This window comes from Micromonospora sp. NPDC047730, assembly GCF_043204765.1.
Taxonomy (GTDB): Bacteria; Actinomycetota; Actinomycetes; order Mycobacteriales; family Micromonosporaceae; genus Micromonospora.
Map to the genome: position 1 here is coordinate 92,408 of NZ_JBIDCU010000020.1, position 18,704 is coordinate 111,111.

The 18,704-nt window shown below is 72.1% G+C and carries 20 protein-coding genes; 14 read left to right on the top strand and 6 right to left on the bottom strand.

The features are described 5' to 3' along the window. Nucleotides 1–38: 38 nt before the first annotated feature. The 3 genes from ACGF5G_RS30695 (at nucleotide 39) to ACGF5G_RS30705 (ending at nucleotide 3,074) form a co-directional block, all read left to right on the top strand. The gene (locus ACGF5G_RS30695) at nucleotides 39–1,013 is read left to right on the top strand and encodes a LacI family DNA-binding transcriptional regulator (protein ID WP_393269196.1); all 975 of its coding nucleotides are present in this window, start codon (nucleotides 39–41) and stop codon (nucleotides 1,011–1,013) included. Nucleotides 1,014–1,092: 79 nt separating this feature from the next. Beyond that, the gene (locus tag ACGF5G_RS30700) at nucleotides 1,093–1,866 is read left to right on the top strand and encodes a 6-phosphogluconolactonase (protein ID WP_393269198.1); all 774 of its coding nucleotides are present in this window, start codon (nucleotides 1,093–1,095) and stop codon (nucleotides 1,864–1,866) included. Beyond that, nucleotides 1,863–3,074, top strand: a complete 1,212-nt coding sequence (locus ACGF5G_RS30705) for an N-acetylglucosamine-6-phosphate deacetylase (RefSeq protein WP_393269200.1) — start codon at nucleotides 1,863–1,865, stop codon at nucleotides 3,072–3,074. The genes ACGF5G_RS30700 and ACGF5G_RS30705 overlap by 4 nt, the downstream gene beginning before the upstream one ends. 90 nt (nucleotides 3,075–3,164) lie before the next feature. Here ACGF5G_RS30705 and ACGF5G_RS30710 read toward each other — a convergent pair whose 3' ends face one another. Then, complete coding sequence (locus tag ACGF5G_RS30710) at nucleotides 3,165–3,920, bottom strand: GAF and ANTAR domain-containing protein (protein WP_393269203.1); 756 nt, start codon at nucleotides 3,918–3,920, stop codon at nucleotides 3,165–3,167. A 248-nt stretch (nucleotides 3,921–4,168) separates the two neighbouring features. Between ACGF5G_RS30710 and ACGF5G_RS30715 the strand changes: the two genes are divergently transcribed. Next, nucleotides 4,169–4,531 (top strand): STAS domain-containing protein, encoded by a 363-nt coding sequence (locus ACGF5G_RS30715; protein WP_393269205.1) that lies wholly within the window; start codon nucleotides 4,169–4,171, stop codon nucleotides 4,529–4,531. Between the two features lie 180 nt (nucleotides 4,532–4,711). Here ACGF5G_RS30715 and ACGF5G_RS30720 read toward each other — a convergent pair whose 3' ends face one another. Both ACGF5G_RS30720 and ACGF5G_RS30725 read right to left on the bottom strand, forming a co-directional pair. Then, complete coding sequence (locus ACGF5G_RS30720; RefSeq protein ID WP_393269208.1) at nucleotides 4,712–5,125, bottom strand: MmcQ/YjbR family DNA-binding protein; 414 nt, start codon at nucleotides 5,123–5,125, stop codon at nucleotides 4,712–4,714. Nucleotides 5,126–5,218: 93 nt separating this feature from the next. After that, a complete protein-coding gene (locus ACGF5G_RS30725) occupies nucleotides 5,219–5,983 on the bottom strand; it encodes a hypothetical protein (protein ID WP_393269210.1) in 765 nt (254 codons plus the stop codon). Nucleotides 5,984–6,186: 203 nt separating this feature from the next. Between ACGF5G_RS30725 and ACGF5G_RS30730 the strand changes: the two genes are divergently transcribed. From ACGF5G_RS30730 to pdxY, 3 genes are all read left to right on the top strand, one after another. Then, nucleotides 6,187–7,626: a sugar porter family MFS transporter gene (locus ACGF5G_RS30730; RefSeq protein ID WP_393269212.1), complete on the top strand. Its 1,440-nt coding sequence runs from the start codon at nucleotides 6,187–6,189 to the stop codon at nucleotides 7,624–7,626. A gap of 483 nt (nucleotides 7,627–8,109) precedes the next feature. Continuing rightward, nucleotides 8,110–8,940: a hypothetical protein gene (locus ACGF5G_RS30735; protein ID WP_393269215.1), complete on the top strand. Its 831-nt coding sequence runs from the start codon at nucleotides 8,110–8,112 to the stop codon at nucleotides 8,938–8,940. A 165-nt stretch (nucleotides 8,941–9,105) separates the two neighbouring features. Then, the gene (gene pdxY, locus ACGF5G_RS30740) at nucleotides 9,106–9,957 is read left to right on the top strand and encodes a pyridoxal kinase PdxY (protein WP_393269218.1); all 852 of its coding nucleotides are present in this window, start codon (nucleotides 9,106–9,108) and stop codon (nucleotides 9,955–9,957) included. Between the two features lie 114 nt (nucleotides 9,958–10,071). On the opposite strand, the gene ACGF5G_RS30745 is transcribed toward pdxY, so the two are convergent. Continuing rightward, entirely contained in the window at nucleotides 10,072–10,611 is a 540-nt protein-coding gene (locus ACGF5G_RS30745) for a hypothetical protein (protein ID WP_393269221.1), read from the bottom strand. Nucleotides 10,612–10,615: 4 nt separating this feature from the next. On the opposite strand from ACGF5G_RS30745, the gene ACGF5G_RS30750 reads away from it, so the two are divergent. The 3 genes from ACGF5G_RS30750 to ACGF5G_RS30760 all read left to right on the top strand — a co-directional run bounded on the left by ACGF5G_RS30750 (nucleotide 10,616) and on the right by ACGF5G_RS30760 (nucleotide 13,197). Beyond that, on the top strand, nucleotides 10,616–11,416 hold the full coding sequence (locus ACGF5G_RS30750) for a GyrI-like domain-containing protein (protein ID WP_393269224.1): 801 nt from the start codon (nucleotides 10,616–10,618) through the stop codon (nucleotides 11,414–11,416). Continuing rightward, on the top strand, nucleotides 11,413–12,402 hold the full coding sequence (locus ACGF5G_RS30755; RefSeq protein WP_393269227.1) for a BtrH N-terminal domain-containing protein: 990 nt from the start codon (nucleotides 11,413–11,415) through the stop codon (nucleotides 12,400–12,402). The genes ACGF5G_RS30750 and ACGF5G_RS30755 overlap by 4 nt, the downstream gene beginning before the upstream one ends. A 138-nt stretch (nucleotides 12,403–12,540) precedes the next feature. Further along, the gene (locus ACGF5G_RS30760; protein ID WP_393269229.1) at nucleotides 12,541–13,197 is read left to right on the top strand and encodes an SGNH/GDSL hydrolase family protein; all 657 of its coding nucleotides are present in this window, start codon (nucleotides 12,541–12,543) and stop codon (nucleotides 13,195–13,197) included. A 161-nt stretch (nucleotides 13,198–13,358) separates the two neighbouring features. Here ACGF5G_RS30760 and ACGF5G_RS30765 read toward each other — a convergent pair whose 3' ends face one another. Further along, entirely contained in the window at nucleotides 13,359–13,604 is a 246-nt protein-coding gene (locus ACGF5G_RS30765; protein WP_393269230.1) for a hypothetical protein, read from the bottom strand. Nucleotides 13,605–13,770: 166 nt separating this feature from the next. On the opposite strand from ACGF5G_RS30765, the gene ACGF5G_RS30770 reads away from it, so the two are divergent. From ACGF5G_RS30770 to ACGF5G_RS30780, 3 genes are all read left to right on the top strand, one after another. Further along, the gene (locus ACGF5G_RS30770; RefSeq protein WP_393269233.1) at nucleotides 13,771–14,253 is read left to right on the top strand and encodes a GNAT family N-acetyltransferase; all 483 of its coding nucleotides are present in this window, start codon (nucleotides 13,771–13,773) and stop codon (nucleotides 14,251–14,253) included. A gap of 54 nt (nucleotides 14,254–14,307) precedes the next feature. Further along, on the top strand, nucleotides 14,308–14,952 hold the full coding sequence (locus tag ACGF5G_RS30775; protein WP_393269236.1) for a hypothetical protein: 645 nt from the start codon (nucleotides 14,308–14,310) through the stop codon (nucleotides 14,950–14,952). Between the two features lie 130 nt (nucleotides 14,953–15,082). Further along, complete coding sequence (locus ACGF5G_RS30780; RefSeq protein ID WP_393269238.1) at nucleotides 15,083–16,396, top strand: hemolysin family protein; 1,314 nt, start codon at nucleotides 15,083–15,085, stop codon at nucleotides 16,394–16,396. A gap of 33 nt (nucleotides 16,397–16,429) precedes the next feature. Here ACGF5G_RS30780 and ACGF5G_RS30785 read toward each other — a convergent pair whose 3' ends face one another. Then, nucleotides 16,430–16,840: a PaaI family thioesterase gene (locus ACGF5G_RS30785; protein WP_350709852.1), complete on the bottom strand. Its 411-nt coding sequence runs from the start codon at nucleotides 16,838–16,840 to the stop codon at nucleotides 16,430–16,432. A gap of 79 nt (nucleotides 16,841–16,919) precedes the next feature. Between ACGF5G_RS30785 and tyrS the strand changes: the two genes are divergently transcribed. Then, nucleotides 16,920–18,206 (top strand): tyrosine--tRNA ligase, encoded by a 1,287-nt coding sequence (gene tyrS / locus ACGF5G_RS30790; protein WP_393269245.1) that lies wholly within the window; start codon nucleotides 16,920–16,922, stop codon nucleotides 18,204–18,206. Nucleotides 18,207–18,704: the final 498 nt, after the last annotated feature.

Consider the following 18,704-nt stretch of genomic DNA (forward strand, 5'->3'; position numbering starts at 1 on the left):
TTCAGCGAGCGCGGCGACACCCGAAACAGGAGGACCGAATGAAGCGGCCGACGATCTACTCGATCGCAGAGGCGTGTGGCGTGTCCGCGTCGACCGTCTCGCGTGCCTTCAGCCGGCCGCACGTGGTCAACGCCGAGCTCCGGGAACGCATCCACGCCGCGGCCCGCGAGGTGGGCTACCAGCCCAACAAGGCCGCGCGCGGCCTGGTGACCGGGCGGACGGGCCTGATCGGGCTGCTCGTCCCGGACATCACCAACCCCTTCTTCCCGCCCCTGGTCCGGGCCATCCAGCAGGCGGCCGACAAGCTGGACTCCTCCGTGCTGCTCGTCGACACGGAGGAGAGAGCCGCCGCGGAGCCCCAGCTCATCCGTCACCTCGCCGGCCAGGTCGACGGCCTGCTGCTGGCGTCGCCCCGGTCCTCGTCCGGGCTCAAGGACAGGGTGAACGATCTGCCGTGCGTCGTCATCAACCGGCGGATCCGGGGGTTGCCGGGCGTGACCTGCGACAACACGCGCGCCCTGCGGGCCGCCGGCCGGCACCTGGAGCAGCTCGGTCACCGCCGGGTCGCCATGATGCGCGGTCCCTCCGCCTCGTGGGCGGCGCGTCAGCGGGCCGACGCGATCCACGCGTGGGCGGTCCGGTCCGACGTCACGCTGGTCGACCTCGGGCCCTTCGCGGCGTCCTTCGAGGGCGGGCTGGCGGCGGCGAGGGCGCTGCTGGACACCGACTGCACCGCCACCTTCGCGTTCGACGACCTGATGGCGTGTGGCGTCCTGGCGGGACTCGCCGACGCCGGGGTGCGGGTGCCGGAGGAGCGCAGCGTGATCGGCTGCGACGACGTGCTGCTGGCGCGTACCGTCACGCCCCGCCTGACGACCGTGACGGCCCCGGTGCAGCGGCTGGGACACGTGGCCGTGGAACTGCTGCAGCGCTGCGGCTCGGGTGAGCCGACCGCGGAGATCCGCCTCGACGGCGAGCTCACCCTCCGCGCCTCGACCGGTCCCGCCGCCTGACCGCTGCCGCAACGTGTTGACCCGCCGACGCTTCGTCGTTAGGGTCTGTGCAACCGATTGCAGAGCCTGAGGAGACGGAATGGGCATGCCGGCGGGGCTGAGTGCGGACGACGTGACCCTGCACGTGACAGCGGATCCAGCCGGCGCCGGCGCCGGTGCCGCACGCGTCGCCGCAGACGTCATCCGTGGCGCGATCGCGTCCCGTGGCAGCGCCCGGATCGTGCTGGCGGCGGCGCCCTCGCAGCAGGAGATGCTCGCGGCGCTGGTACGCGATGCCTCGATCGACTGGTCCCGGGTGCACGCCTTCCACATGGACGAGTACGTGGGACTTCCGCAGACGCATCCCCAGGCGTTCGGGCAGTGGTTGCAGGAGCGGTTGTCGGTCGCCGGGCTCGGGTCGTTCGCGCGCCTGCGGCCCGAAGCGGACCCGGTCACCGAGGCCGTCCGCTACGCCACGCTGCTGGCGCAGGGCCCGATCGACCTCACCTGCATGGGCATCGGCGTGAACGGACACATCGCCTTCAACGAGCCCGACGCCGCCCGCTTCGACGACCCGGCCGCCGTGCGAGTGGTCGAACTCGACCCGGTCTCGCGTCAACAGCAGGTCGACGAGGGGTTGTTCGCCCGACTGGAGGACGTGCCGGCCCAGGCGGTCACCTTGACCGTGCCGACGCTGCTGAGCGCGAACTCGATCGTCGTCACCGTGCACGGCCGGCACAAGGCGGCCGCGCTCAGGCTCGCCCTGACCGGACCCATCGGCCCGGCCTGCCCCGCGAGCGCGCTCCGGACGCACCGATCGGTGTCGGTGCACGCCGATGCGGCAGCCGCGAGCGGCCTGGACGAGCTGACGTGATCCCACCGGGGCAGCAGACGCGCATCGAGGGCCGGCTCGCCGACGGTCGCCCCGTACGGCTGCGGATCTCCGGCGACCGCATCTCGTCCATCGAGGAGACCGAGCCGACGCCGGACCAGCCCACGATCCTTCCCGGGCTGGTGGACCTGCAGGTCAACGGATTCGCCGGCGCGGACGTCAACGCCGACGACGTTTCGGTCGCCACCGTGGTCGAGTTGACCCGGTCGCTGTGCCGCCGGGGCGTCACGTCGTACTGCCCCACGATCATCACGGCCAGCCAGGAGAAGATCCTCTCCGCCCTCGACGTGATAGCCGCCGCCCGCGCGAGCGACCCCCTCGTCGCCGACGTCGTCGTCGGCGTACACGTCGAAGGCCCCTACCTGGCCGACGCGGACGGCCCCCGTGGCGCGCACGACCGGCGGCACGTCCGCGACCCGGACCCGCGGGAGCTCACGCAGTGGCTCGACGTCGCCCCGGGCCTGGTACGCCTCGTCACGCTGGCACCCGAACGGCCGGGCGCGACGCGGTACGTCCGCGCCGCCACCGAGGCCGGGATCGTCGTCGGCCTGGGACACACCGCCGCCACACCCGAGCAGGTGCGGGCGGCGGTCCACGCGGGAGCACGGCTCTCCACCCACCTCGGCAACGGGTCGCACGCCGTCCTGCCGCGGCATCCCAACCACCTGTGGGCGCAACTGGCGGAGGAGGCCCTGACCGCGAGCTTCATCGCCGACGGTCACCACCTCCCCGCTGACACGTTCACCGCCATGGTGCGGGCGAAGGGCGTCGAACGCTCGGTCCTGGTCAGCGATTCGGCGGCCCTCGCCGGCTGCCCGCCCGGCGAGTACCACACCCCGGTCGGCGGCTCGGTCACCGTGGACGCCGACGGCCGGCTCAGCCTGACCGGCACCGACTTGCTGGCCGGCAGCGGCCGTTCGCTGTTCGACTGCGTCCGGTGGGCGCTGCGGCAGACCAGCTTCGGTCTCGCCGAGGTGTGGTCGATGGCGTCGACCGTGCCGGCGCGGCTGCTCGGATCAGCCGAGCGGGGAGTCGTCGCCGTGGGGGCTCGGGCCGACCTCGTGCTCGTCCGCGGACCCGACGGCCCGCCACGGCAGGCGGAACCCCGGCTGCTCGCCACGGTCGTCGGCGGCGTGGCCGTCCATGCCGGCAACAGCCCATCTGCTGAGTGCGCCGGGGCCGCCGGATGACGACCGATGCGGCTGTCGACCAGGGCCGGCCACCGGGCTGATCGGTCAGCCGCCCCCTGGCCGTGCTGCCGAACCTGCCGCCCTGCCCGGTCAGGTGTGCGGGCGGGGCGCCACGAATCCGGGAGCCGGCTGCGGGGACGTGCCGGTCACCTGCTTGATGATCTCCGCGGCGACGTCACGCAGTTTGCGGTTACGGTGCTGGGACGCCTGCCGGAGCAGGGCGAAAGCCTCCGCGGCGGTGCATCGCTGCTGGCCCATCAACACACCGAGGGCCTGGTCGATGACGCTGCGGGAGGCCATCGCGTCGGTGAGTTGCCGATGCAGTAGTGCCTGGTCGGCCTGGCGGAGCATGACGGTCAGCGCGGCTGTTGCCTGGTCGGTGAACGTCACGGCCTGCCGGCGTGCCCGCTCATCGAAGGCGGCGGGATCGGTGCCGTACAGGTTCAACGCGCCGACGGTCCCGCCGTCGACCGTCATCGGCAGTGACAGCGAGCTGACAATGCCGAGCCGGAGCGCGTGTTCCCGGTACCGGCACCAGCGGCCGTCCTCGCGCAGGTCGACGACCTCGACGGCCCGTCCACTGCGCAGGGCCTGGAGGCAGGGACCCTCGTCGGCGCCGTACTGGATCTCGTCGGCCTGGGCGGCGAGGTCGTCGCTGGCGGCGACGGTGAAGACGCCACCGTCCCGGCGCACCGTCAGCCCGCAGGCCACGGCGGGGGTGACGACCTCGGCCGCGACCCGGACGACCTGGTCGAGGAACACGTCGACGTGAGGCGAGTCGACGAGCAGGGCGAGCAGCCGGCCGTACGCCGAGGCCAGGTGCGAATCAGCAGCATCGGACACCACCGCTACCTCCTGAAACCGTGTCCGTGGGTCTCCACTGAAGTGACGTACCGTCCTGGCCCGCTCCCTGAGGAGCGCCGGTCGGGTGTGTCTGATCAACGAGCGCACGCGCTCGGACGAGGGGGGGTGCGCATCGGACGGGACGCCGCTAGGGTCGACGTGGGTTCGGACATGAGCCCAGGACCAGTGCCGCCCACCGACGGTGGGCCGAGCACCGACCCGGTCCGGACATCCTCACCGAGGAGCAGCTCATGTCCGTCCATCAGGCGCCGCACCCGGCACCGTCGGAAGTCACCCGCCAGTCCATCCTGTCGCTCACGGTCGTCGCGGAGGGCCCGGTGACGGTGGTGGAGGTCCGCGGGCCCATCGACATGGGCACCGTGGACCTGCTCGTCGACCTCGTGGACCGGGTGACGTCCGGCCGACCGCTTCCGGTGCTGGTGCTCGACCTGAGCGGGGTGAGCTTCTTCTGCGCGGCCGGGATCACCGCGCTGCTGACCGTGCGCCGGCGAGTCGCCGCACGGGGCTGCTCGCTGGTCGTGCGCAGGCCGTCCCGGATCATCGCCGCCGTCCTGAACATGGTCGGCCTCAGGGACGAATTCACCACCGAGTGACCTGCCTTTCGCTCCGCTCTCCGGTCGTACGCCGGGCTGGGTCGACCCGTGCTGCCCCTCGGCCACGGGTCGAACTCGCCTGCCGGCAGACGTACCCGAAGTTGATCAACCTAAACCTGGCGGATCGCCGAGCGGTCGCGCAGCGTTGCGCAGGCTCCGCCTGCGGCATTGGGGCCAGTGCTACCTGGCCTCCTGGGCGGCCTTTCTCAGGTCTGGGCTCGACGAATCCGTGTCGTCGAGGTCGCCGGCGAGCGAGTCCGGGGCGCGCATGCGCCACGCGTCGGTGACGAGTTCCGTCAGGCGGTCGACGGTCACCTGCGCCAGGCGCAGCATGACCAGGGGCAGCCCGTCGTACGCGGGCGTGGTGAAGAAGACCTCGGGCTCGCCGAGGAGCAACGCCTGCTTCTCCGCTTCGTCGCCGACGTACAGCACCGCGATGTCGGTGCGGATGAGGCGCGGCGCACCGGGTCTGCGCTCCGGGTAGGACCAGACGAAACCCTTGTCGGCCACCCGGAAGTCGAAGCCGTCACTGTCGATCTCGGCCACGTGAGGCAGCGCCAGTGCCAGGCGACGGACGTCGTCGGCGTCAGCCATCGAGGTTGCTCCCGGACATCGCCTCCCGCACCCGCGCAGACTAATCGCTGCGTCGAACGCGTTCGCCGCCGGCCCGCCGGATCCCACCTTCGGTCAGCTTGCCGAGGTGGCCACCAGGTTCCGGATGGCGGCGGCGATCACCGGGTCCACCGGGAACCGCGCCTCCAGCCATTCCAGGGTGACCCGGGCGGCCGCACGGTTTGCCCGGTAGCCGGGCACCATCGCGGCCAACGGCAACGCCTCCGCCGGATACGCCTGTTCCACCCGCCGGGCAGGATCGAACGGGTCGCGCCGGTGCGGGATGCCGGGGGAGGTGAGCCGGAGCAGGGCGATCACCCGGTCCACGGCGTACGACTGGATGAACCGCGACGCGGACAGCCGTTCGCCACGCAGCTCGCGGTGCAGGCCGACGTAGAGGTTGGTCAGCGCCTCGTTGAGGTGGAAGTCGGGCGTGTCGTATGGCGGGGGGACCGGGGGCTGCCCGCTCTCGGCGAGCCCGGCGGGCGCGTCGGGATGCTGCCAGACGACTCGGGCGCCGGCATAGGGCAGCCGGGTCAACTCGTCGACGGTGAAGACCGCGTACTCGACGAAGATCCCGTCGGCGTAGAGCGCCTTGCGACCGCGGCGGTCGTTGGCGAAGCTGTACGCCACCGGGCAGGGCACCGCGAGCCAGTCGATCGAGTCGACGTAGCGTGGCACGGCGCCGTCGGCGACGACCAGGAAGAAGTCCAGGTCGGAGTGTGCGTCGAACCGATCGTGTTCGTCCCCCGCGGAACCGAGACCGAGCAGGGCCACCGTGTCCGGCAGGGTGGCGAGGTGGGCCGCGAGATCGTCCAGCCGTCGTAGCGTCGGGTGCACGCCGTCGTCCCTTCCGTGAAGAGTCGACGTTTCAGCCCGTACGGCCGTGGCCGCCGCCGGGGTCGCGACACCGATGTCGCGATGCTATGCCGAGTGGCGGGCGGCGTTCAACGGCGAGTCCCGAGTCGATCAGGCCGTCTCGGCAGCGGCACCACAGCCAACTCAGGCATAACCTCGGGCAAGAATGGTTCAAATCGGGCAATATGGGCAGCGTGGATCAAGGGGGCCCTGCGTCCGGCGATGATGCCGCCAAGACCCCACCCGAGAAACGAGGCGGCGCGCTGTCGATCGCCGCGGCCGCAGCGGTCGGAGGCTTCCTCTTCGGTTACGACACGGCGGTGGTCAACGGCACCGTGGATGCCGTGCAAGCCAGGTTTCACCTGTCCTCCCTGGTCCTGGGGGCGGCGGTCTCCACGGCGCTGCTCGGCAGTGCGGTCGGCGCGTGGTTCGCCGGACCACTGTCGGATCGGATCGGCCGGGTGCGGATCATGCTCATCACCGCGATCGTGTTCGCGGTCAGCGCAGTCGGATCGGCGTTGGCGGTGGGCCCGATCAGCCTCACCGTCTGGCGGGCCGTTGCCGGCATGGCGGTCGGGGCGGCCAGCGTGATCGTGCCCGCCTACATCGCCGAGATCGCTCCTGCGGAAAAACGAGGCCGATTCGGCTCGCTGCAACAACTTGCCATCGTGACCGGGATCTTCGCCGCGCTGCTTGCCGACTACGCCCTGGCAGCCTCGGCCGGGGGTGCCAGCAAGGACGTTCCATGGGGTGGCGAGGCATGGCGGTGGATGTTCGCCTCGGCCGCCGTCCCCGCAGCGGTCTACCTTGCCCTGGCGCTGCGGATCCCCGAGTCACCGCGCTATCTGGTCCGGCGCCGCCGCGGCGAGCAGGCCCGTGAGGTGCTGGAACGGTATGTCGGTGACGGTGTGCGGCTGCGCGAGATCGGGCGATCACTAGCCGGCACGAAGGAGACGATAGACCTGTCCGACCTGCGCGGCGCCACGGCTCGTGACCGCCGCTTCGGGCTGTTGCCGATCGTCTGGACCGGGATCATTCTGGCGGCGCTGCAGCAGTTCGTCGGCATCAACGTCATCTTCTACTACTCCACCACGCTCTGGCGCGCCGTCGGCTTCACCGAGAACGAGGCCTTGGTGACGAGCGTGATCACGAGCGTCATCAACATCGCCGGCACCTTCCTCGCGATCGCCCTCATCGACCGGGTCGGTCGCAAGCCGTTGCTCACCGTCGGCGCTGCCGGCATGGTCGTCACCCTGGGGACCCTCGCCTGGTGCTTCAGCCGCGCCTCCGGCACCGGGGAGAACCTCACTCTCCCTCCCGGCGTGGATGTCGTCGCCCTCCTCGCGGCCAACCTCTACGTGGTGTTCTTCGCGGCAAGTTGGGGACCGACACTGTGGGTGCTGCTCGGCGAGATGTTCAACAACCGCATCCGCGTCACCGCGGTCGCGGTGGCGGGGTCCGCGCAGTGGATCGCCAACTGGCTGGTGACCATCACCTTTCCGAGCCTCGCCTACGTCAGCCTCCCACTCACCTACGGCATATACACCGCCTTCGCGGCCTTCGCCCTCGTCTTCGTCCGACGCTTCGTCCGCGAGACCAGGGGACGGGAACTGGAGACGATGTAGCGGCCTGAGTCGCCACGGGTGCTGCCGTCGCTGGCGCGACGAGGACGGTCACCAGGGCCAGGGCGATCATGATCGGCGAGGCACCCAGGGGCAGGCGCGGTCCTGGAAACCGGCGGACACCGGCGTTCCTCCGCTCATGAGTCGGTGGCCTGGCGTACGGGCCGACGACCCGGCGCCGCCTGGCGTGTCCGCGCTGGTCAGGCCACCGGCTGTCAGCGGCGCGCGGGGCTTGGACGGATCGGCGGGAGGACGCCGGTTCGGTGACCGACCATGGGAACCGAAGCATGCCGCCACCCGTCTCAGCGGTCAGACGCGGGAGAGGCGGTACGCATGCGGACGGTTGGCAGGGGAATACTGGTCGCGCTCGTCGGAGTGGCGCTGACCGGCTGTGCCGCGGCGCGGACGGACTCGACCCAGGGAGTCCCGTCCGGCGATTCCGGCGGACAGGGGCGGTGGACCTCGTGCGCCGAGGCGGCACCAGAGATGGCCACGCCAGGATTCACGATCACCGCCAGGGACGCGGCCGCCCTGCCCCGCCTCGGTGGCGACCTCACCCCGGCCGCGGTCGTCATCTGCGGACACGAGCCGCAGCGACGCGTCGACGGAGGTGAGGACATGGTGGCGACGGAACGTCGTAGCGACGACGTCGCCGCCCTCGTCGCCGCACTCCGCCTGCCGGACGAGCCGCGCACCGACGGGCCATGCACGTCGGAGATGCCGTCGGCGCCCTGGCTGGCGGTCGTCGACGCCGACGGCCGGTGGATGCGGCCCGGGATACCCCTCGACCCGTGCCGAAAGCTGCGGGCCGAGGTACGCACAGCCCTCGACGCGCTGCCGCTGACCACCGTGGCGACCCGGGCGGTCGCCGAGATCGAGTCGGCCGAGGCCGCCGCGGCCGGTTGCAGCCAGCGCTGGGCCGACATGGTCTCGGTGGAGACGACGGCGAACCCGGACGCCCGCCGCGGAGCGCTGCCGAGGCCGTTCCCCGCCGGGAAGCAGGTCCGCCTCTGCGTCTACGACGTGCCGAAGAGTGAGCGGGGGAACGGCAAGCCGGCCGGCGAGTTCGCGCACGGGACGGTGCTGCCGGCGGACCGTCGGACGGCGATCGAGCAGGCTCTGCGGGCTGCCGGCCCGGCGGAGGCGTGCCGCACACACGCCAGCCGCTTCGCGCTGCTGTGGTCCGTGGCCGGTGGCGACCCGCAGACGTACGTCGAACTCGACGGCTGCCGCCGGATCATGGTCGTCGCCTATCCCGGCGGCCCGGTCATCGCCCAGGGCGACGCCGCTCTGGCCGAGCTGATCGACGAGCCGTGACCTGTCGGCGCGGCCACGCCGGCGACCCGCCCGGCCGGAGCCGCCCCCGATGGGGTGGCCGACCGGTACCCGCGATTCCGCTATGACGGAAGGCCCGGAGTGGGTCACCCGACAGAAACGGTGGGCAGTACGGGTGGCACCGGCGGGAACCGGCATGATGAGCCGGTGAAGATCCTGTCCATCCAGTCTTCGGTCGCCTACGGCTACGTCGGCAACTCGGCGGCGGCCTTTCCACTTCAGCGGCTCGGGCACGAGGTCTGGCCGGTCCTGACGGTCCATTTCTCCAACCACACCGGGTACGGCGCGTGGCGAGGGCCGCTGCTGGCGCCGGCCGACGTGGCCGAGGTGATCGCGGGCATCGCGGACCGAGGGGCCCTCGGCAGCGCTGACGCGGTGTTGTCGGGCTACCAGGGCGACCCGGCGATGGGCGCGGTGATCCTCGACGCGGTGGACAAGGTCAAGGCGGCCAACCCGGATGCCGTGTACTGCTGCGACCCGGTGATGGGCGACGCCGGCCGCGGGATGTTCGTCCGGCCCGGCATCCCGGAGTTCATGCGGGACGTCGTCGTACCGCGTGCGGACATCATCACCCCGAATCACTTCGAGCTGGACTTCCTCGCCGGCCGTACGACGAACTCGTTGACGGAGTTGCTGGAGGCGGTCGACGTGGTGCGCGAGACGGGGCCGCGGCACGTCCTGGTCACCAGCGTGCTCCACGGCGACGTGCCGGAGGGGTCGCTGGAGGTGGTGGCCGTCTCGGACGAGGGCGCCTGGGCCGTGACGACGCCGCTGCTGCCGATCAGCCCGAACGGCGGCGGTGACGTCACCGCGGCGCTGTACCTCGCGCACCTGCGGACGACGGGCTCGCCCGCGACGGCACTGGAACGCACCATCGCCTCCGTCTTCGCCGTACTCGAGGCGACCCTCGCGGCGGGCACCCGGGAGATCCAGCTGATCGCGGCCCAGGACGCGATCGCGGAGCCGCCGACCAGGTTCACCGCCCGGCGGCTGCGCTGACTGTGCGCATAGCGTCGTACGTCTGACGCCTCGCCGGCGGTTCGTGGCCCGGCCACCGGAGAACAGCCGGCCGGACGGGCCAGCGCCCGTCCGGCCGGGATCGGAAATGGCAGGTCATCGAGCAGCGCCGACGAACGGTCGCGCAGACCCGGTGGCCGGCGACTGCGTGCCGGAGCGGCGCGGGAGCAGGAACGGCGTGGCCAGGAGCAGTACGCCGGCGACACCGATCGCGACGCGTACGTCGGTGGCCCCGGCCAGAACGCCCCACAGCGCGGTGAGCACCGCGATCACCAGGACCACGCCGGCCGCGCCGGGCATCACGAAGAACAGGCCGATCGGCCACAGCGCGCGCAGCGCCCCCGAGACGAGCAGGACCCGGCGGCGCCCGTAGCGGGCTTCCAGACGCGGGGCGTTGCGCGGACCCGTGCCGACCGGTTCAGCCCACATGACGTCGAGCTGCCGGCGCGCGGCCCGCGAGGCGCGCCGGTACGTGGCCGGCCCGGCCCGTTCCATGATGATTCGTTCCGTGGTCGGTGCGGCAGGGGCCGGGCCGGGGTTGACCCTCTCCCAGGGGGAGGGGCGAGGCTGGTTGGAGGCGTCGGTGACGGGGTTGATGCCGATCGGGGTGTTCGCGCGAGCGACCCGGTTGTCCATTCGAGTGCTGCGTAACTATGACCGGCTGGGTCTGCTCGTCCCGGCGTCGGTCGATCCGGACACCGGCTTCCGCCGGTACAGCGTCGACCAGTTCCCCCGAGCGGGACTGGTCCGGCGGCTGCGAGAGCTGGAGGTGCCGTTGCCCGAGATCGCCGAGATCCTGGCGGCCGAAACCCCGGAGCAGACCCTCGCCGTCATCGAGCGGCACCGGGAACGCGTGGCCGCGCGGGCGGCCCGGCTCGACGAGATCGCCGGGCGGTTGGGGGCCGTGCTGGCCGATCCGGGCCGCGTGCCGGGCTGGCTACACGTGTACGAACGGTGGCGCGATGCCCAGCCCACCGCCCGCATGCTGGTGCGTACCCCGCTGAGCGGACTGGCCGAGGCGCTGGCGCCCGGGTTCGCGCGGCTGTTCGCCGGCCTCGCCGCGCAGGGGATCGCCCCGGCGGGGCCGGTCGGGACCCGATACCTCAGCGACGACCTCGACGCGGCGGAGTTGGAGGTGGAGCTGTTCGCGCCGGTGGCGCGCCCGCCCCGGCCGACCGCGACGATTGCGCCCGGGGAACTGCCGGGCTGCCTGCTCGCCGCGAGCGTCCACGAGGGCGGCTACGACGACATGGAGACCGCCTACCGGTCGCTGGGACGCTGGATCGCCGAGCACGACCGGGCGCTGGCGGGCCCAGCCGAGGAGCGCTACCTCGTGTCGCCCGCACCCGGCACACCCACGGCCGCGCTCCGCACGGAGATCGCCTGGCCGGTCCGACCCCCGTCCGGCCCGTCCCGACCAGCAGACCAGGAGACCGAATGATCATTGAGAACGTGGCGTTCCCCGCCGGTCGGCACTGCGAGACCACCACGCTCGGTGCCCTGCTGCGCCACGAGGGCGTCGACCTGTCCGAGCCCATGCTGTTCGGCCTCGGCGAAGGTCTGGGCTTCGTCTACTGGGATGCCAAGAGCATGGACTTTCCGTTCCTCGGCGGCCGCACCAAGCCGACCACGATCACCCGAACCGTGGCCGACCGGCTGGGCCTGACGCTGCACATCCAGGAGACCGCCTCGCCCCGTAAGGCCTGGCAGAACGTGGTCGCCGCCCTCACCGCCGGACGCCCGGTCGGCCTGCAACTGGACTCCTACCACCTGGACTACTTCAGCACGAAGGTCCACTTCGGGGCCCACTTCGCCGCGATGTACGGCTACGACGACACCCACGCCTACCTGATCGACACCGCTCAGCAGGGCGGCGCCGTGACGACCACGCTGACGAGCCTGGAACGGGCCCGCAACGAACGCGGACCGATGACCGCCCGCAACCTCTCCTACACCATCGCCAGCCCCACCGGCCGGCCCGATCTGGGCCACGCCATCCGGGCGGCCATCCGCAACAACGCACACGCCTTCCTCAATCCACCCATCGCCAACCTCGGCCATCGAGGCATCGACAAGGCGGCCCGACAGGTGACACGGTGGCTCGACCGCTCCCGCGACCCGTCCCGCGACCTCCCGCTGGCCGCAACGCTGATGGAACGCGGCGGGACCGGCGGCGCCCTGTTTCGCGCCATGTACCGCGACTTCCTCGCCGAATGCGCCACGATCGTCGACGACGACGACGTCCGCCTCGGTCACCGGCTGTACGCCGAGATCGCCCCGTCATGGACCGAGGTCTCCCACCACATCACGGCCGCCGGAGAAACCGGCGACCCGGACCACCTGACCCGAGCCTCGGTACTCCTCACCGAACTCGCGGCCAGGGAGCGCCACGCCATGCAGATCCTGGCCGGCCTTCGCACCGACTGACCACCGTGGGACCGTTCGGAGTGGGCGGAACGGACCGGCCCCCTACCACGATTGCCCAGCCGACCTCTCAGCCGGGCACGCGTACGATCGCCCTGCCCGGCTCCGGCACCGACCCACGCGAAGCAATGGAGGCTCGTGATGACAGAAGAGATCCCACCCGGCGGACGGGTGCTGTTCATCGGCGACAGCATCACCGACGCGGGACGCAACCGCGAGCGGTCCGACGACCTCGGTGGCGGATACGCCATGATGGCCTCGGCCTGGTTCACCGCCCGGCACCCGCAGCACGCCGTCACCTTCCTCAACCGGGGCGTCAGCGGCGACCGGGTCCGCGACCTGCGTGCCAGGTGGGACGACGACTGCCTGCGGCTCGCGCCGCAGGTGGTGTCGGTGCTGATCGGCATCAACGACACCTGGCGCCGGTACAGTGCCGACGACCCCACCACTGTGGAGGAGTTCGAACGCGACTACCGGCACATCCTCGACCTGACCCGACGGCGGCTCGACGCCGCTGTCATCCTGATCGAGCCCTTCCTCATCCCGCTCGACGACGGACAACGGGCATGGCGCGAAGACCTCGGGCCGAAGGCCGACGTGGTGCGCAAACTGGCCGTCGACTTCGACGCGACGTTGGTGACGGTGGACCACCTGTTCGGTGCCGGAACAGCCGACGAGCAGGTCTGGACGGCGGACGGCGTGCACCTGACGCAACCGGGTCACGCCCTGCTGGCCCAGCAGTGGCTGCGGGCGGTCGCCGCCCGGGACCTGGCAACCGCCCCGACAGCCGTCCCGTGACGATCCGCGAGAGGAGACGGCGGGACCAGGGATGTCCGCCGACGACCTCTCCACCGGGCTCGTCGGCTGGCGGGCGCTGACGGGATCGCTGAGCGGATGGACGACGACCAGCGCGGAGTTCATCACGTCTCGGTCGACAGCCGCGCGTAACCGTCGGGCCGCTACCCGTCGCCGGCGGGGCGCTCGCGCACCACCAGTTCGTCGATCTCCAGCCGGCCGATGCGCAACTCCCGCACGACGGCCCGGCGGATCGCCAGCCGACCGATGGCCAGCGCCCCGACGGCGACGGCCCCGACGGCCAGCGCGCCCACGGCAAGCGCCCCGAGCGACGCCGCGCCCGCCGCCCGCGCGCCCGCCGCCGTGCCGACGGGCCCGCCCGCCCGCGTGCCCCGTACCGCTCGTGTCATCCGCTCATTGTCCGTGCGGCGCCGGCCCGGCGCGCCCGAATCGCGCACCGACGGGCGTCCGTGTCCGCCCTGGGCGTTATCGGGGCGCGGCCGGGCCTGGCGAACGCGGCGGAGCGGACGTGACGCGAGGTCCGCGATGTCACCGCCTGGCCCTATCCTCGGGCCCGTGACCGCCGACCTGCGCCTGCGCCCCGTACGCGACGACGACCTGCCCCACTTCTTCGACCACGAGCAGGACGTCGAGGCCAACTGGATGGCCGCCTTCGGCCCGGAGGACCCGACCGACCGGGCGCGGTTCGACGCGCACTGGCGCCGGGTCCGCGCCGACGAGCGGATCGTCGCCCGCACGGCCGTCGTCGACGACGAGGTGGTCGGCCACGTGACCGCCTTCCCGGTCGGCGACAAGACCGAGGTCAGCTACTGGATCGACCCGCGCCGCTGGGGCCGGGGCTACGCCACCGCCGCGCTCGCCGCCCTGCTGCGCGAGCTGCCCCAGCGGCCCGTGCACGCCCGCGCCGCCAAGGACAACCGGGCCTCGCTCGCCGTGCTGCGCAAGTGCGGCTTCGTCGTCACGGGCGAGGACAGGGGGTACGCCAACGGCCGCGGCGCCGAGGTGGAGGAGTGGGTGCTGGAGCTCGCCGACCGCTGACCCGGCCCCGCGCCCACCGAGCGGGCTGACCCGGGTGAGCACTACTCTCGCGGGGTGGACTGGCTGGAACTCATCGGCTGGACCGGCTCGGCGCTGCTGGTCTGGTCGTTGCTGCAGACGCGCATCCTCCGGCTGCGTGCCCTGAACCTGCTCGGGTGTCTGATCCTGATCGGCTACAACGCCGCGGTGCAGGTCTGGCCGATGGTCGGGCTGAACGTCGTGCTGGCCGTGATCAACGTCTGGTACCTGCGCGCCATGCTCGCCACCCGCCACGACGAGGCGACCTACCAGGTGGTCGAGGTCGGCGTGGACGACCAGTTCCTCGCCCACACGCTGCGCGTCCACGGCACGGACATCGCCCGCTTCAACCCCGGCTTCCGCTGGCCGCCCGGCACCCTCGCCGAGCGCTCCGCCTTCCTGGTGCTGCGGGCCGACGAGGTGGTCGGCGTGGTGCTGTCGCACGCCGAGCCCGACGGCGTGGCGCAGGTCGACCTCGACTACGTCACCCGGCGGTTCCGGGACTTCACCCCGGGCGAGTTCGTCTACCGGCGCAGCCGCCTCTTCACCGATCGGGGGTTCCGCCGGGTGGTCACCCCGCCCGGCATGGTCGCCCCCTACTACCACCGGCTCGGCTTCCGCCCCGAGGGCAGCTCGTACGTGCTCGACCTGACGGCCCCGCCGGTCGCCGAGCGAGCCTGACCACTTCCCGGGCCGGGCGAGGATTCACCGGCCGGCCCGGTGGGCACAGACTGGCCTACGCCGGCCGGGTCCTTCGGCCGGCGGTGCCGGTCGTGCGACGGGCACCGGTGGTGGGTGAGGAGAGCCGGGCGTGCAGAGCATCTGGAGCCAACTGGCCCTGGTCGGTGTCCTGGTCGTCCTCAACGCGGTCTTCGCGGGCAGCGAGATGGCGCTGGTCTCGCTGCGGGACAGCCAGGTACAGCGGCTGGAACGCACCAGCCGCGCCGGCCGGGTGCTGGCCCGCCTCGCCAAGGACCCGAACCGGTTCCTGGCCACCATCCAGATCGGCATCACCCTCGCCGGCTTCCTGGCCTCGGCCGCCGCGGCGGTGTCGCTGGCCAGGCCCCTGGTGCCGCTGCTCGGCGCGCTGGGCGGCGCCGCGGAGACCGTCGCCATCGTGGTGGTCACCCTCGCGCTGACCTTCGTCACCCTGGTCTTCGGCGAGTTGGCCCCCAAGCGGATCGCCATGCAGGCCGCCGAGCGGTGGGCGCTGCTGGTGGCCCGCCCGTTGGACCTGCTGGCCACCCTCACCCGGCCGGCCGTCTGGGCCCTCGGCGCCACCAGCGACCTGGTCGTACGCCTGGTTGGGCTCAATCCCGAGCACGAGCCCGACGAGATCGGCCCCGACGAGCTGCGGGAGATCGTCTCCGGAAACCACGGCTTCACCAAGGAGCAGCGGACGATCATCGCCGGGGCGGTGGAGATCGCGGACCGCCAGCTGAAGGCGGTGCTCGTACCACGGTTGCAGGTCTTCACGCTCGACAGCGGTACCACCGCGGAGGCCGCGCGGCTGCTGCTGGCCGCCACGGGCCACTCCCGGGCGCCGGTGGTCCGGCACGGCGGCCTGGACGACGCGGTCGGGGTGATCCACCTGCGCGACCTCGTCGGCGTCCGCGACGACCGGCCGGTCGACGAGTGTCTCCGCCCGCCGATGCTGCTGCCGGACTCGCTGCCGGTGGTCGACGCGCTGCGCCAGTTCAAGGCCGAGCGTCAGCACATCGCCCTGGTGGTCGACGAGCGGGGGGCGGTCGACGGGATCGTCACCCTCGAGGACATCCTGGAGGAGATCGTCGGGGAGATCTACGACGAGACCGACCGGGACGTGCGCACCGAGCCGGACGGTGCCATGCTGCTCCCCGGCACCTTCCCGGTGCACGACCTCACCGACGTCGGGGTCGAGCTGCCCGGCCGCCCCGGCGGCGACTACACCACCATCGCGGGCCTGGTGCTCACCTGCCTCGGCCACATCCCCACCGTCGCGGGGGAGAGCGTCGCCGTGGACGGCTGGGAGCTGGAGGTGGCCCGCATCGACCACCGCGCGATCACCGGCGTCCGGCTGCGCCGGCCGGCCGCGCCGCCGCGCGACGACGCCGGGGAGCCGGTGCTGGACGAGGTCCGCGGCTGAGCGTCGCCACCGCGCCCCTGGCCGGGGTGCGGGTCAGGCGGGGGAGAGGTTCTGCAGTCGCACCTGGCCGCGGGCGACGAGCTGGGCGTCGGCGTCGGTGATCTCCACCTGCCAGAGCTGCTGGCTGCGCCCCCGGTGTACGGGGGTGCCCACGGCGGTCAGTTCGCCGTCGCGGACCGCGCGCAGGAAGTCGGTCTGGTTCGACACGCCGACGACCCGCCCCCGGTCGCCCAGCCACACCGATCCGCCGACGCTGGCCGCGGTCTCGACCACCGAGCAGTACACGCCGCCGTGCTGGATACCGAACGGCTGGTGCAGCTCGGGGCGGACCTGCCAGCGGATCACCACGCGGTCCCCGCTGACCTCGTCGAACTTGAGGCCGAGCAGGGCGACGAAGCCGCCCGTCAGATCCGGCATGTCCACGGCGTTCCCCTTCCCGATCATGGCGTCGCCAGCCTACGCCGCCGCCCGCTGCGTAAACCCGCTACGGCGGGTGCCCGGTCATGGGGGAGAATGGGTGACCGTGACCGACAGCAGCCTCCCGCCGCCCGGGCGGGACTCCCTGACCGATGACCTGCGGTGGCGCGGCCTGATCCAGGACTCCACCAACCTCGACGAGCTGCGTACGCTGCTCGACGGGAGTGCCGCCACCTACTACGTGGGTTTCGACCCGACCGCGCCGAGCCTGCACGTCGGCCACCTCATGCAGGTCACCACGGCCCGTCGGCTCCAGCTCGCCGGGCACCGGCCGCTGCTGCTCGTCGGCGGCGCGACCGGCCAGATCGGCGACCCGAAGGAGAGCGCCGAGCGGACCCTCAACCCGCCCGAGGTGGTCGCCGGCTGGGTGGCCCGGATCCGTGACCAGCTCGCCCCCTTCGTCTCGTACGAGGGCGAGAACGCCGCGCAACTGGTCAACAACCTCGACTGGACCGGCGAGATGTCGGTGGTCGAGTTCCTCCGCGACGTCGGCAAGCACTTCCCGGTCAACAGGATGCTGGCCCGGGAGGTGGTCAAGGCGCGGCTGGAGAGCGGGATCAGCTTCACCGAGTTCAGCTACCAGCTGCTCCAGGCCAACGACTTCTTCGAGCTGCACCGCCGGCACGGCTGCCAGCTCCAGTTCGGCGGCTCCGACCAGTGGGGCAACATCGCGGCCGGGGTGGACTACATCCGCCGGCGCGGCGCCGGCCCGGTGCAGGCGTTCACCACCCCGCTGGTCACGAAGTCGGACGGGACGAAGTTCGGCAAGACCGAGGGCGGTGCCATCTGGCTCGACCCCGAGATGACCAGCCCGTACGCGTTCTACCAGTTCTGGGTCAACGTCGAGGACCGGGACGTGAGCCGCTACCTGCGCTACTTCAGCTTCCGTTCGCGGGAGGAACTGGAGGCGCTGGAGAAGGAGACGGCGGAGCGGCCGGCCGCCCGGGCGGCACAGCGTGCGCTCGCCGAGGAGCTGACCACGCTCGTGCACGGCGAGCGGGAGATGGCACAGGTGGTCGCCGCCAGTCAGGCGCTCTTCGGCCGGGGCTCGCTGGAGGAGCTCACGCCGGCGACGCTGCGCGCCGCGCTGACCGAGGCCGGCCTCGTCCACCTCGACGAGCTGCCCGACGTCGCCGGGCTCCTGCGCGATTCCGGGCTGGTCCCGAGCCTGAAGGAGGCCCGCCGGGTGATCGCCGAGGGCGGCGCCTACGTCAACAACAACCGGGTCACCGAGACCGACGCCACCGTGAGTCCGGAGGCCCTGCTGCACGGCCGGTACCTGGTGTTGCGCCGCGGCAAGCGGTCGTTCGCCGGGGTCGAGCTGCGCAGTTAGCCGTACGCCCGCGCGAGTGTGACGGGCGACGCCCCCGGTGGATTTGACGATCAATCCGCCGGGGGCGTAACTTTCTCTCTGCCAGCGCGGAACGGACGAAACGGGGCGAAAGTCCTGGAGGCCGGAGCGTGGCAACGAGCTTCCGGTTCGAGGGGTTGCACTCCTCGGGTTCGGGACCGGGCGGTGCCCCGGATTCGCCGCGAGGCGGATTTGGTGAGGCGGAGCCGACCGGGTAAGGTTCGACGCCGGCAGGAAACCGGGCGAGTTCGCGGGAGACCGCGGCGGCCGGTCTGTCGGAAGCCGCGATCGGAAACGGTGGAAGCCGGTCTGGTCATGGTGCCCGGAAATTGGGTTGAAGTGGTGCGGATCGCGACAGAGCGGTTTGACACGGCGGAAACCGCCGGGTAACGTAGTAAAAGTGCCCGGCGCGAGAGCGGCGGGGATGTGAACGAAATGCCCCGGGTCGGGGGCTCCACGGTGTGGGGTTTCCGGGCGGTG